Origin of the sequence: Cryptosporangium aurantiacum (assembly GCF_900143005.1) — a bacterium.
Lineage (GTDB): Bacteria > Actinomycetota > Actinomycetes > Mycobacteriales > Cryptosporangiaceae > Cryptosporangium > Cryptosporangium aurantiacum.
The window spans coordinates 321,729-335,363 of record NZ_FRCS01000007.1 but is presented as its reverse complement, the minus strand read 5'-3'; the positions used below and the strand labels follow the sequence as shown (position 1 = coordinate 335,363).

Genomic DNA, 13,635 nt, shown 5'->3' with positions numbered 1-13,635 from the left:
GACATATTTTTCGCCGCGCTCGCGGCGCCGGAAGGGGACCGAAAGGAAACCGTAAGTCGCCGCAGGCACAGTACCGACAGCACAGAGAACAACACCGATAACTCGCTGGAGAGACGATCATGCGCAAGCTCATCAACTCGACGTACCTGACCCTCGACGGCGTCATCGAGAACCCGATGTGGACCGCGCCGTACTTCGACGACGAGGCCTCGGCGTTCGCCGGGGAGCAGACCGCGAACGCGGACGCGCTGCTCATGGGCCGGGCGACCTACGAGGGTTTCGCCTCCGCGTGGCCGAACATGGACGAGAGTGACCCGTCCACCGGCGCCGCCTACTTCAACTCGGTGAAGAAGTGGGTCGCCTCGCGGACGCTGACGAACCCCAGCTGGCGCAACAGCGAGGTGCTGCAGGGTGACCTGGTCGAAGCGGTCGCTGCGCTCAAGAAGCAGGACGGCAAGGACATCCTGCAGTACGGGTTCGGCTCGGTCACCACGCAGCTGATCGCCGCCGGGCTCGTCGACGAGGTGCGGTTCTGGATCCACCCGGTGCTGGTGGGCGGACCAAGCGTCACCACGCCGCTGGGCGAGTACGCGGCGACGTTCGAGCTGCTCGACACCCGCATCCACAAGAGCGGCGTCATCATCGCCAGCTACCGCCCCAAGGCTGCTTGATCCGGGCGGGGTGGGCGCGACCGTTCAGAGGAGGGCGACGGCCTCCTCCGCGGCGAGCGCCCGCCCCTCGGCGTGGAGCGCATCGAAGCGGTCGGGGCCGAGCGTCGTGACGAGGCGTTCGGCCACCCGGTCGGTGTCGTCGCGCTCGGCCGGCGCCGCCGGAGCCTCGACCGCCACCCGGGCCGCCGCCGCGGCGCCGAGCAGGCGCGCCGCGGTCTCCGGCGACGGCGAGGCCACCGCGGACGCCATCCCCTCCACCGCGGTGATCGCGTCCCGGGGCAGCTCCATCTCCTGCGCCACCGCGAACCGCTGGGCGACCGCGAACGCCTCGCGGTGCAGCGCCAGCCCGGCGTCCGGGTCGCCGCGCTGCTCGGCCGCGTATCCCAGCTCCACCAGGATCATCGGCAGGTAGAGCGCGGGCTGCGCCTCGGCGCGTCCGCGGTCGACGAGCCCGGTGAGGTGCTCGACCGCAACATCGAGCGCCCCCGACCGGCGGGCGGCGATGCCGAGGCTGAGCTCGGCGAACACGATCGCGGACGCGGTGCCCTGCTCGACCGCCAGCCGGAGCGCCCGCTCGGCCAGCTCCCGGCCCCGGGCGTAGTCGCGGTTCTGCACCGCGAGCCACGCCAGCCAGGACAGCTTGCCGCCGACCTCGGGCCAGAGCGAGAGCGACTCCGCCCAGCGCAGACCCTCCCGGTGCAGCGCGGCCGCGGCGTCGTGGTCACCGCGCATCTCGGCCAGGCCACCGAGCCAGTCGGAGGCGCGAAGCCGCCCCCACAGGTCCCCCAGCTCGGCGAAGATCTCCGCGCTGCGGGTCGCGTACCGCTCCAGCGCGTCCAGGTCGCCGGTGGCGTGCGCGAGCATCGCCCGGGTGCTGGCGACCACGGCCTCGGTCCAGCGGTCGGCCGGCTCGGCGGGCAGCAGCTCGTCGGCCAGCGCCACCTCGCTGCGTTCGAGCACGGCGCTCCCCACGAACCAGGCCGATCGGTCGTCCGCGCATCCCGCGACGACCTTGCGCACGTGATCGGCCGCGACCGGGGCGCCGTGCAGGATCGCGAACCCGAGCCGCCACGGCACCGCCCTGGCTTCCTCGGCCGGATCGCCGTCCAGCGCGAGCGCCCGCCGCGCCTCGGTGAGCCGCCCGCGCAGGAACCAGTACCAGGTCAGCGCGTTCGCCAGGCGCAGGCCACCGCCGTGGTCGAGCGCGGCACGGAAGTTCGGGCTCTCCACGTCCAGCCGGGCCAGCCACTCCGCCTGCTGCGGGCCGCGCAGCGCCGGGTCGGCGCGCTCGGCCAGCTCGGTGTAGTACGCGGCGTGCCGGGCACGCGCGTCCGCATGGTCGCCCAACCGCTCCAGGCCGAACGCGGCGACGGACTCCAGCAGCCGGTAGCGCGGGGTGGCCCCGTCGTCGAGCACCACCAGCGACCGGTCCACCAGGCCCGCGAGCGTGTCGACGTCGGTCGCGCAGACCCGGACCGCCGCGTCCGCGGTGCAGCCGCCGCTGAACACCGCCAGCCGGGCCAGCACCTGGCGGTCGGCGTCCGACAGCAGGTCCCAGCTCCAGCCGATCACCGCGGTGAGCGTCCGCTGCCGGGACGGCCGGTCCCGCGTCGCGGCGGTGAGCAGCGTGAACCGGTCGTCCAGCCGCTCGACGACCCCGGCCAGCCCGAGCGACCGGACCCGGGTGGCGGCCAGCTCCAGCGCGAGCGGCAGGCCGTCCAGCCGGCGGCAGAGCTGGGCGACCGCGGGTGCGGTGTGCTCGTCCAGGCGAAATGTCCGCTGCTGCTGCGCCGCCCGTGCGGTGAACAGCCGCGCGGCGGCGGAGCGCCGGACGGCGTCCACATCGTTCTCGTCGTCCGGCAGGGGCAGAGGCGGCACCTCCCAGACCACCTCGCCGGTCAACCCGAGCGGTTCGCGGCTGGTGGCCAGCACCGTGACGTCCGGCGCGTCCCGGAGCAGGTGGCCGACCAGGTCGGCGGCGGGGTCGAGGACGTGTTCGCAGTTGTCGAGGACGACGATCAGGTTCCGGCCCCGGAGTGCGGTGGTGAGGCGGTCCACGGGGGTCACCCGGGAGCCGGGGGCCTCGTGCACGTCCAGGGCGGCCAGCACCCGCTCGGCGACTGCGGGGTCACCCGGCGCCAGCGCGGCCAGCTCGACCAGGTGGACGCCGTCCGGGGCGCGGAGACCCCCGGCGACCTCGGTGGCCAGCCGGGTCTTGCCCACGCCACCGGGGCCGACGAGCGTGACCAGCCGCCGGGACGGAACCAGCCGACGCAGCTCGGCCAGTGCCTCACCGCGGCCGACCAGCTCGTCGAGCCGCGCGGGAAAGCTATTCCGGATCCGGGCGGCGGCCGGCGGCCCCGCGAGCGAGGCGTCCTGCGCGAGCAGCTTGCCGTGCAGCGCGACCAGCTCCGGGCTCGGGTCCAGCCCCAGCTCGTCGGCGAGGCGCGTGCGCAGGTCCGCGTAGCTGTCCAGCGCCTCGGCCTGGCGACCGGCCGCGTAGAGCGCCCGGATGTGCAGCGCCCGCAGCGCCTCCCGGAGCGGGTTGCCCGCCACCAGCTCGGCGAGGTCCGCGGCGACCAGGTCGTGTTCGCCGCGCGCGAGCCGGGCGGCGGCCAGCCGCTCGCACGCGACCAGACGCTGCTCGGCCAGCCGGGTGACCTCCGCCCGGACGAACTCCTCGTCGGCGAGGTCGGCGTAGGCGTCACCGCGCCAGAGCGCCAGCGCGGCGGTCAGCGACTCGGCGTCCGACCCGGTGGCGAGCGCGGCGAACCGGTCCGCGTCGACCGCGGTGGTGCGCAGCAGGTAGCCGGGAGCGCGGGACTCCACCAGGTCACGCCCGCCCCGCTCGGCGTCCGCCAGGGCTTTTCGCAGTTGAGAGACGCGGACCTGAAGTGCCCCGGCCGGGTTCGCGGGCGCGTCCGCGCCCCACAGGTCGTCGATCAGCCGGTCGGCGGACACCACCTGGTTGCGATGGGTCAGCAGGTCCGCCAACAGCAACCGCACCTTCGCGCCGGGGACGACGACCGGCGTGCCGTCGTCGGTGGTGACCTGCAGCGGCCCGAGCACACCGAACTGCAAAGCATCACCTTCCGCGGGGCCGAGCCGGTCAGAAGCGAATCGTAAGGGGGCCCAGCCATCGTTGGACACATGGAGATCTACTACGAGGACCACGGCCGCCCGGACGGCCGCCCGCTGGTGCTGATCCACGGCGCGCTGTCCGGCATCGGCACCTCGTTCGGGATGATCCTGCCGCTGCTGGCGAAGGACCGCCGGGTGCTCGCCGTCGAACTGCAGGCACACGGGCACACGCCGGACGCCGAGCGGCCGCTCACCGTCGAGCACTGCGCTGCGGACGTCGTCGAGCTGCTCGACCGGCTCGGGGTCCCGGTGGCGGACGTGTTCGGCTGGAGCCTGGGCGCGGCGATCGCGCTGCGGCTCGGCACCGACCACGGCGACCGGGTCGGCGGGCTCGTGCTCGCCTCGGTGAGCGTCACCGCCGACGGGCTCCACCCCGGGCTGCTGGACGGCGTCGCCGACCTCGCGCCCGAGCACCTGCACGGCTCCGAGCTGCACGAGGAGTACCTGCGCACCGCACCCGACCCGGCGGGCTTCGCCGGTCTGGTGACCAAGGTGACCGCGCTGGACGCGAGCCCTCCCGAGTGGACGCCCGCGGAGCTGGCGGCGCTGACCGCCCCGGTGCTGCTGGTGTTCGGGGACGCCGACATCGTCCGGCCCGAACACGTGGTGGAGCTGTTCCGGCTGCTCGGCGGCGGGGTGCCCGGCGACGTCACCGCGCTGCCCGCCTGCCGGCTGGCGATCCTGCCCGGCACCACCCACACGATGGTTCCGCAGCGCGCCGAGTGGCTGGCCGCGATGATCGACGAGTTCCTCGAGTCGGCCCCGACCACGGGTCAGCCCTGATCGCGGGCCAGCCCTGATCGCGGGTCAGCCCGGCAGGGACGCACCGGCTCCGGGCACCTCGATCGGGGCGGCGGCGCCGGACGTGACCCGCGTGACCACCACGTCCACCAGCGCACGCGGCACCACCGACAGCGCCGACCGGAACGCGTCCAGGTCGTCCGCGCAGCGCACCAGCAGCTCGGCGCAGTACCCGGCGGCGTCGTACCGGTCGTCGTCCCGCGGATCGTCGTCGTCGGCGAACCAGACCGACCCGACGTCCGGACCGGTCAGCCGGAGCGCGAGCACACCGCCCTGGACGTAGCCGATCGGCAGGTAGTCGGCGGTGAACCGGTCGGTGAACCAGTGGCGCGCGTAGAGCAGGTCCTGGTGGCGGTCGGCGTGGCCGACCGCGAAGAACGGCTGGTCGACGACGAACCCGTGCTCCGGGTGGACGCCGGGCGCGGTCGGGCCGACCCCGGTCGCCGCGCCGAGCAGCCGCCGGTAGGCGTCCGGCAGCGGCTGCCCGATCCGCCGCTCGACGGCGCCCAGCACGTTCTCCCCCAGCGGTGCCGGCTCGGCGAACGGCACCGCCACCGGCTCGTCGACCCGGACGCCGCGGACCGACCGGTCGACCGGCAGCGTCGCCACACCCCCGACGTGCCGGAACGCCCCGTACGCCACGGCCGGCACCAGCGCGACCCGCCGGGAGCCGAACAGGTGCGCCCACACCCAGCCCGGGGGCGTCAGCGCCGTGTGGTCGTTCGCGTTGACCCACCAGAGCGGGTCACCGGTGGCGAGCATCACCTCGTTCGCGGTCAGCACGTCGGCGACCCGGATCTCGTCCACGGTGAGACCGGGTTCCGGGTCCGGGAGCTGCACGACCGCGCGGGCCAGCAGGTCCCAGACCGGCAGGCCGGCCAGGTCGTACGCGATGCCGCCGCGGTACCGGACCCGCAGCACCGGCGAGTCGAACGGGCGGATCCGCGCGGCCCAGCCGCTGCCCGGGAGCCGACGCGTGGCCTGCGCGGACGGCAATGGGTCGGACGGCATACCGGGAGGGTAGGTCATGGCCAGTAAGTTGTTTCCCAGCGTCGGCCGTTCGGATCTGCCGGTGCACGAAGACGCGGAGGACGACGGTGCAGCGGTTTCCGGGCGAGGTCCAAGCCGTGCTGGAGCGCGCCGGCTGGACCGAGGGCCGGTCGGTCGCCGACGCGGCCGCCGAGGCGATCCGGACGGTGTGCGCACAGACCGCCGCCGACGGATCGCGGTACGTGCCGTTCCCGGCGGCCGAGCAGGCCCTGACCGAGTTCGCCGGGCTCTACGTCGATCAGGACGGTCCCGGGGTCGCGCTGCGCCGCCGCCCGTTCGCGGTCGACCCGACGATGGTTCCGCCGAGCGCGGCGACGCTGGCCGCGTTCGGGCGGGCGCTGGGCGTCGCGGTGTTCCCGCTCGGCATCGAGGGTGTCGACGACGCGGTGCTGGCGATCGACGAGCACGGGCGGGTGTTCGCGCTGGACGCCGGCGGCGAGTGGTTCCTGGGCGACGACGTCGACCGCGCGCTGACGACGCTGGTGACCGGAGCGGCGCCGCCACGCGTGCACGACGACGGCACCTGGTAGTCACCTGGCGGCGCTATCGTGCAGTAGATCCGATTCCGAAGGGGACCCCAATCCTTTCGACTCCGAAGGGAAGCGCAGTGGCCACGATCGACTCGCCGCGCGTACGGGCGGTCGCTCGCGTGGGTGCGCAGTTACCCACCGATCAGGAACCGGCCACCCTCCGTCGCCGGCGTCGCCCCGGTCACCTCGGTCCGGTCAACGTTCTGCAGATCGTCTGCCTGGAGCTGGCGCTCGTGCTCGCGGTGGTCGGCTGGAACGCCACCGGATGGGTGCGTCCGGCGCTGTGGGGGGTCGCGGTCGTGCTCCCGGTCGTGGTGTTCGCCCGCTTCCGCGGGCGGTGGGCGGCCGAGCGACTGGTGCTCCGCTCCCGGTATCGCCGTCGTCGGGCGTCCGCCCGGTTGCTTGCGGACGATCGTCGGCTGACCACGCTGCGCGATCTGGCGCCGGAACTGACGGTCGAGACGGTGGAGGGCGTCGGCGGTACGCGCCTGGGGGTGGGCCGGGACGGTGCGGGCTGGTTCGCGGTCGTCGCGGTGCAGCCGACTCCTGGGTTGCGCGGTGAGGCGCAGGCGTTGCCGCCGCTGGATCAGCTGGCCCGGTCGCTGGCCGACGCCGAGCAACCCGGCAGCGTCGTGCAGCTGGTCGTGCACACGGTCCCTGGCGACGACACGGCCCGCACCGATCCGGCGGCGGAGTCCTATCGGGAGTTGCTGCGCCCGCTCGGCGGCGGGACCGACGTCACGGTCGCCCCGGTCAGCGTCGGCGACCAGCTCTGCTGGGTGACCGTGCGGATCGAGGCGAAGGCGGTGGCCGAGGTCGCGGTCGCGGAGCCGGAGGCGATCAGCGAGGTCCCGACGGTGCTGGGCGCGCTGGTCCGGCGGATCGGGAACGTGTTGAAGCGCAGCGGGTTCGCCCACCAGGTGCTGGACGGGGACGGGCTGCTGGACGCGCTGGTCCACTCGCTCGCGGTGGAGGTGAGCCCGGCGGGCACCGAGCGGCGGAGTGCCGTGGAGTCCTGGGGCGGGTGGCGCGCGGCGGGCTTCGACCACCAGTGCTTCTGGATCCGGTCGTGGCCGTCGCTCGACCGGTGCGGGCCGCTGCTGGCCGCGCTGTACCGGTCGCCCGCGGCGCTGACCAGCATCAGCCTCGCGATGACGCCGGGGAGCGGTGGGGCCGAGCTGCGGTGCCTGGTCCGGGTCGTCGATGCGCCGGAGACGATCGGCCGGACGGTCGCCCTCCTGCGCACCACCGCACGGAACCACGGCGCGCACCTGTTCCCGCTCGACGGGGAGCAGGCTCCGGCCGTGTACGCGACCGCGCCGACCGGGGTGGGAGTCCTGTGACGACGCCCGAGTCGGGCGAGCCCCGGCACACTGCTGCGCCGCAGTCCGGGCCCCCGTACTCGGCACCACCGCCCGCAAGCGCACCACCGCACTCCGGGGTAACACCCCACTCCGCGCCGCCACACTCCGCACCACCGCACTCCGCGCCGCGCTCCGGCCCGCCCTATCCCGCGCCGCACGCCGGGCAGCCACACGCCGGGCAGCCACACGCCGGGGCTCCGCACGCCGGGGCCGCGCCGTACTCCGCGCTGCCCTCGCCTGGGGCGCTGCCCCAGCCGGGGGCCGCGTCGGGCCACCCGCACCAGCCGTACGGCGGCGGACAGCAGATGCCCGCGCCCGGCCGCCCGGCAGCGCCGGGGCAGCCGTGGCTCACCGGCGCCGCGACCGCACCGACCGGCCCGGCGCCCGGCGCCGCGATGCCGAGCGGCCCGGCGGCGTATCCACCGGCCGCGCCCGCGCGACCCGCCGCGCCGCCCACACCTGGGGCGCTGCCCCAGCCGGGCACGGTCCGACCTGGCACTCCTGCCCAGCCCGGCGCCCTCGCCCAGCCCGGTGGCCTTGCGCAGCCCGGTGGCCTTGCGCAGCCGGGCGTCGCCCAACCGGGGGTGCTGTCCGCGCCGGGGGGCGCGGCTGCCGCCGGGCAGGCCGCGCACGCGGCGGCCGTCGCTCCTCCGGCCACCGTCGCCGCCGCGGTCCCTTCCCCACCGCCCGATCCGCCGCACACGCCGACCGGCACCGTCTACAGCGCAACCGTCCAGCCGAACGGGCGCCGCCGCGCTCGCTGGCTGGGGCTGCTCCCCCGGCTCGCGGTCGGCGCTCACGTCGCCACCGGACCGGCGCTGCGCCGGCTGAGCCCGCCGCGCACCGCGTCCGGCCTGGTCCTCGGTTTCGACGCGGACGACACGGTGGCGACCGCGCGCCTGTTCCAGCCGGAGCCGACCCGGATCGCGCTGGTGGGCGGTTTGTGGGCGGCTCGCGTCCTGGTGTTCCGCGCGCTGGCGCTCGGGGCATCCGTGACCGTCCTCACCGGACGCCCGGAGGCCTGGAACGGCTTCGGACGCTGGGCCACCGGCTCGGACGAGCGCGTGCTGGTCCGCCCGCTCGACACCCCGTTCCGGGCTCCCTCATCGCCGCACGCCCCGGTGCTCGTCGTCCGGGACGGGAGCGCGCTGACCGGAACGGTCAACGGCACGCTCGGGCCGTGGCAGGCCCAGCTGTCGGTGGTGTCGCAGCTCACCGCGTACGCGTTCCCGGCGATCCGGGAGGCGAGCCTGGTCGCGGTGCAGCGGCTGGAGCCCGAGGAGGCGACCGCGGGAACGTCGCTGCTCCGCCTCACCCGGGAGTCGCACGCGCTGGTCCGCAACCTCCAGGACGACATGCTCGCGCTGTTCGACGACGGCGCTCCCCGCTACGTCTGGACGCAACCGACCCGCATCGAGCGCGCCCAGTTCGGCCCCGCCCACCGGTACGAGGCTCCAGCCCCCGCCGCCCGCTGATCGACGCGTTACCGGGGTCCAAGCGCGAGTTATACCCCGGTATCGCGTCAGCGAGTGCGCATACGCCGGTGACCCCCCGGGCATGGTGATGCCATGACCGGAACGAACCCAGGCCAGACGCTGCTGATCCTCGGCGCCAGCGGTGACCTCACCGCGCGGCTGCTCCTGCCCGGCCTCGGGCGCCTCCTCGATTCCGGCGGCGCGGACGGCCTCGCGCTGCTGGGCGCGGGCACCGACGACTGGGACGACGAACGCTGGCGGGCCCGCGTCCGCGAGTCGTTCGGCACCCCGGGCGAACGGGCCGCGCAGGTCGCTGACGCCGCCCGCTACCTCCGCGCCGACGTGACGCACGGCGCGGACCTGAAGCGGCTACTCGACGCCTGCCAGGGTGAGGTGATCGTGTTCTTCGCGCTGCCGCCGTCGGTCACCGCGAAGGCGTGCGCTGCGCTGCGCGAGATCGGCGTTCCGGCGCGCACCCGGCTCGCCTGCGAGAAGCCGTTCGGCGTCGACGCGGCCTCCGCGACCGCGCTGAACGACCTGCTGACCCAGATCGTCCCCGAGGCGCAGATCCACCGCGTCGACCACTTCCTCGGCAAGTCGACCGTGCTGAACATCCTCGGCCTGCGGTTCGCCAACCGCATCTTCGAGCCGCTGCTGAACAACGTCCACGTGGCGTCGGTCGACATCGTGTTCGACGAGGACCTCGGGCTGGAGTCACGCGCGGGCTACTACGACAGTGCCGGTGCGCTGATGGACATGGTCCAGAGCCACCTGCTGCAGATCCTGGCGCTGCTCACGATGGACGCCCCACCGAGCCTGCACGCGCACGAGTTCCGCGACCGGAAGGCGCAGGTGCTTCGCGCGACCAGCGTGTGGAACGACGACCCGGTGGGTTTCAGCCGCCGCGCCCGCTACACCGCGGGCCGGATCGGCGACCGGCAGCTTCCGGCCTACGCCGACGAGCCCGGTGTGGACGCCGCCCGGCACACCGAGACGCTCGCCGAGATGGTGGTCGCCGTCGACACGTGGCGGTGGGCGGGGGTCCCGTTCCGGCTGCGGTCGGGCAAGGCCGTCGGCAACCTCCGCAAGGAAGCCGTGATCACGTTCAGGGAGCCGCCCCGCACGCCGCTCGGCCTCACCGGCCCGGAGCGGCCCGACCGGCTGCGGATCGGGTTCACGCCGGACCGGCTCGACCTCGACGTCAACATCAACGGGCCGGGTGACCCTTTCGTGCTCGACCCGGTGACGCTGGGTTCGGAGTTCGGCCCCGGCGACCTTCCGCCGTACGGCGAGGTCCTGCGCGGCGTGATCGACGACGACCCCACGCTGTCGGTGCGCGGGGACACCGCCGAGACGTGCTGGCGCATCGTCGAGCCGGTGCTCGCGGCCTGGCGGGCGGATGACGTGCCGCTGCAGGACTACCCGGCGGGCAGCAGCGGCCCGAAGGACACGCTGCTGCCCTGACCCCTGCTGCCCTGACCCCCTACTGGCCCGACCCGGGGAGCGCGACGCGTTCCTCCGTGCGGTACTCCGGCGGCGTGCTGCCCTGCGCCAGCACCGGACCGCCGGGCGTGACCGGCGCGAACACGTCCTCGTCCCGGACCACCGGCGCGTCGGCCGCCAGCGACTGGTCCACCGGCACCGGGGCCACCGCGTCCGCGTGGTGGCGCGCCGCCAGGTCGGCCGGGGTCACCGGCCGGGTCGCGTCCGTCGGCCGGTCGGTGGCGCCCGGTGCGGTGCCCCGCAGCGCGTCCGGAACGCCCATCGGCGCGGTGGCCCCCGGCCGGTGCCCGACCGCCTGGTTCAGCACCGGAGCCGCCGGCCGGGTCAGCGGCGACGGGCCCCAGGGGCTGGGCAGGCTTCCGGGCTGCGGGCGGAACAGGTTCGGCCGCTGCGCCGCCTGCCGTCCGGGCGGTGGCGGTGGCGGGGCCTCGGCGCGCCGATCCAGCACCGGCCGGGTGGCCCCGGGCGGTGGCAACGCGCCGGGCGGTTGCTGCGTACGGCCCACACCAGGGATGCCTGGGTCGCCCGGCCGCCCGGTGCGTCCGCCCAGGACCGACGGGCCCGGCGGCCGCGGCCCCGCGAACGGGGACGGCGGCAACCCCGCGGAGCCGCCGGGGCCACCCGGGCCGCCGGGACGAATCGCCCGCATGCCGCCGGGGCCGCCCGGTGCGTCCGGACGCCGCCCGCCGCCGGGCATCGGCGGCGGAGTGTTGGGACCGCCGCCGGGGCCGGAACCACCCAACACCGGCCTGGCCAGCCGGGACTGCCGGTCGCTGCCCGGACGCATGCCCGGCGGTACCGGTGGTGTCGCGTTCGGCCGCGCCCGGCCCGGCATCGGCGGCAAGTTCGGGTTTCCCGGGGTTCCCCCCGGCTTCAGTACGCCCTTGACCAGTGACTTCGCCACCGGACTCGTCGGCGCAGTCGGTGCGGGCGGTGCCACCGGCGGCCGGACGTTCGGCGGGGGCGCCGGCGCCGGTGGGGCGCCGGGAGGCAGCGCGGGGCCGCCCTTCGCGATCGAGGGCGGCAGGATCGTCGGCGGCGGCACCCCCAGCGTCGGTGCGACCGGCGGGACGACCGGCGGGACGATCTTGCCGGGCGCCACCGGAGGCGGTGGCCCGGCGTTGACCGGGTTCAGCGGGCCGATCGGCGCCAGCCCACCCTTGCCGGGAGCGACCGGCGGCGTGGGCGGAGCGGGCTTCGCGGTCATCGGGTTGACCGGCGTCGGCGGCGCCAGGCCCGGTGGGATGGCCGTCGGCGCGCCCGGACCGGCGCCGGGCAGGCCGGGCATGTTCGGCATACCGAGCGGCGGCGGCGCGACGACCGCGTTCGTCGGTCCCTCGTAGACGCCGGGCGTGCTGGAGACGACACCGTTGTAGCCGTCCCAGTAGGCGTCAGCGAGCTTGCTCTCGATCACCTGCGCCGGATACGTGTACTTCTGGTGGATGTCGGCGATGTGCTTGGCGTAGAGGTCTTCGGCGTTCTTGACCTCCTCCGGGCCCTTGAGCTCGATCTCCTTGTGCCACGTCGCGACCTCGTCGGTGTACTGCTTGTACAGCGTCTGGATCTCGGTCTGCTTGGCCTGCAGGTCGTGCAGCACGAGCTGGAGCATCATCGACGTCTGGGCGGCGGCCATCTGCCAGTCGTTGAGCGACTTCAGCGCGGCGCCCGGCCCGAGCGTGAGGAACTGCGTGGCGCCGGGAGAGGTCCAGTGCTTGTGGACGTCGTCGCTCTTGGTCTTGACCTCGGCCATCACCGAGCGCAGTGCCTCGGCGATGCCGTACCAGTGGTCGATCAGCGCCTGCACCTTGCCCGGGTTCTGGGCCATGATGCGCTTGTAGATCGCCTCGATACCGGACCCGGACGCCCCGGTGCGCCCGTACCCGTCGGTCTTGTTGAAGTAGTCGTAGCCCTCCTGGGACATCGTCTCGGTGGGCTTGCCGGTCGGCTTGTACGTCTGCTCGTAGTCGGTGAAGTAGTCCGAGCCGACCGAGCTGTCGCCGTACTCGGTCAGGTTGTCGCCGGTGCGGCGTCCGAGATGGCGCAGCTCGATGAGCTTGTCGTTGTCGGCCGCGTCGTAGCCGTAGTACTCGTCCCCCATGCGAGGTTCCCCGATCCGCTACGACGACGGCGCTTCGACGCCCTGGTAACCCTTGCGCCAGTCGATCTTCCCGGCCTCGGGTCCGAGCACGTCCTGCGTCTTTTCCAGTGGGCCGGCGCCCGGCGTGGTCACCGGCGCCGTCGGAGTCGGGTCGACCGTGGTCTTCTCGACCTTCGGCGCCGCCTCCCCGACCGTCGTCGTTTTTGTGATGACCTTGTCGCCGTTCGGGGCGTCGCTGGTCTCGGTCACCACGGTGATGTCGGGGCTCTTGGTCTTCTTGCCCTCACCGTTGTCGACCTCCGTGCCCGCCGTGACGGTCTTGCGGAAGTACTCGTTCGAGGTGCCGTTGGCGTTGTACCGGGTGTGGGTGGTCGTAGTGCTGATCACCTGGCCGTTGGCGCCGGTGATCGTGGTGACCATCATGGACGCTCCCGGCGCTCCGGTGATCGGCTCGCTGTGCACCATCTTCGACGAGCCGTCGGAGTACGTCGTCAGGTAGCCGGAGCCGTAGACCTGGGCCGTCGTCCCACCGTTCGGATCGGTGAGCGCCTCGGGCAGACCGGAGTCCTGCTGCTTGAGCGACTGGTCGAGCATCGTCTCGCCGATGCCCTTCGGTACTCCGGGCGGTGCCTTCGCGTCCGGGTCGGTGGCGAACGCGAACCCGAGCAGGTTCATCTTCTCGGCCGCCTCGATGTCGCCGGTGCTGTACGCGTGCGCGCACACGTTGGCGGCGTTGCCGATCGCCATCAGCCCGCGGGTCATGTCGGCGAGGAACGCGTTGAACGCGTACGACTGCTTGGCCATCGCGGCCTGCATCACCGAGCCCTCGGCGAACGTGCCGGCGTCGCTGAACCCGTTGAACGCACCGGCGCTGTCGACCTCGACACCCGAGAGCTTCGTCGCGATCGGCACCCCGGCCTGACCCGCGAAGAACTGCATCTTCATGCCGTACTGGCCGATCGCCGCCAGGTCGGCGATGAGTTCGTTCCCGGCCACACGAGC

General features: G+C 74.2%; 10 protein-coding genes. 6 read left to right on the top strand and 4 right to left on the bottom strand.

Features of this window, described 5'->3' with window-relative positions:
• The first annotated feature begins 119 nt into the window (after positions 1 to 119).
• Positions 120 to 671 carry a dihydrofolate reductase family protein gene (locus BUB75_RS24315; protein WP_073260098.1) on the top strand — a complete coding sequence of 184 codons (552 nt, stop codon included), beginning with the start codon at positions 120 to 122 and terminating at the stop codon, positions 669 to 671.
• A gap of 24 nt (positions 672 to 695) precedes the next feature.
• Here the strand turns inward: BUB75_RS24315 and BUB75_RS24310 are convergent, their stop codons facing one another.
• The gene (locus BUB75_RS24310; protein ID WP_073260097.1) at positions 696 to 3,752 is read right to left on the bottom strand and encodes an AfsR/SARP family transcriptional regulator; all 3,057 of its coding nucleotides are present in this window, start codon (positions 3,750 to 3,752) and stop codon (positions 696 to 698) included.
• A gap of 69 nt (positions 3,753 to 3,821) precedes the next feature.
• Here BUB75_RS24310 and BUB75_RS24305 point away from each other — a divergent pair, with 69 nt between their 5' ends.
• Positions 3,822 to 4,595, top strand: a complete 774-nt coding sequence (locus tag BUB75_RS24305; RefSeq protein ID WP_073260096.1) for an alpha/beta fold hydrolase — start codon at positions 3,822 to 3,824, stop codon at positions 4,593 to 4,595.
• A gap of 24 nt (positions 4,596 to 4,619) precedes the next feature.
• Here BUB75_RS24305 and BUB75_RS24300 read toward each other — a convergent pair whose 3' ends face one another.
• A complete protein-coding gene (locus BUB75_RS24300) occupies positions 4,620 to 5,624 on the bottom strand; it encodes an HNH endonuclease (RefSeq protein WP_178379967.1) in 1,005 nt (334 codons plus the stop codon).
• An 86-nt stretch (positions 5,625 to 5,710) separates the two neighbouring features.
• On the opposite strand from BUB75_RS24300, the gene BUB75_RS24295 reads away from it, so the two are divergent.
• The 4 genes from BUB75_RS24295 to BUB75_RS24280 all read left to right on the top strand — a co-directional run bounded on the left by BUB75_RS24295 (position 5,711) and on the right by BUB75_RS24280 (position 10,496).
• Entirely contained in the window at positions 5,711 to 6,193 is a 483-nt protein-coding gene (locus BUB75_RS24295) for an SUKH-3 domain-containing protein (protein ID WP_178379966.1), read from the top strand.
• Between the two features lie 77 nt (positions 6,194 to 6,270).
• Positions 6,271 to 7,536, top strand: a complete 1,266-nt coding sequence (locus BUB75_RS24290; RefSeq protein ID WP_073260094.1) for a type VII secretion protein EccE — start codon at positions 6,271 to 6,273, stop codon at positions 7,534 to 7,536.
• Positions 7,533 to 9,032 carry a hypothetical protein gene (locus tag BUB75_RS45415; protein WP_143175375.1) on the top strand — a complete coding sequence of 500 codons (1,500 nt, stop codon included), beginning with the start codon at positions 7,533 to 7,535 and terminating at the stop codon, positions 9,030 to 9,032. Before BUB75_RS24290 ends, BUB75_RS45415 begins: the two co-directional genes overlap by 4 nt.
• Before the next feature lie 93 nt (positions 9,033 to 9,125).
• Complete coding sequence (locus tag BUB75_RS24280; RefSeq protein WP_073260092.1) at positions 9,126 to 10,496, top strand: glucose-6-phosphate dehydrogenase; 1,371 nt, start codon at positions 9,126 to 9,128, stop codon at positions 10,494 to 10,496.
• 19 nt (positions 10,497 to 10,515) lie between these two features.
• Here BUB75_RS24280 and BUB75_RS24275 read toward each other — a convergent pair whose 3' ends face one another.
• On the bottom strand, positions 10,516 to 12,633 hold the full coding sequence (locus tag BUB75_RS24275; protein WP_073260091.1) for a hypothetical protein: 2,118 nt from the start codon (positions 12,631 to 12,633) through the stop codon (positions 10,516 to 10,518).
• Between the two features lie 18 nt (positions 12,634 to 12,651).
• Entirely contained in the window at positions 12,652 to 13,629 is a 978-nt protein-coding gene (locus BUB75_RS24270; RefSeq protein ID WP_073260090.1) for a hypothetical protein, read from the bottom strand.
• Positions 13,630 to 13,635: the final 6 nt, after the last annotated feature.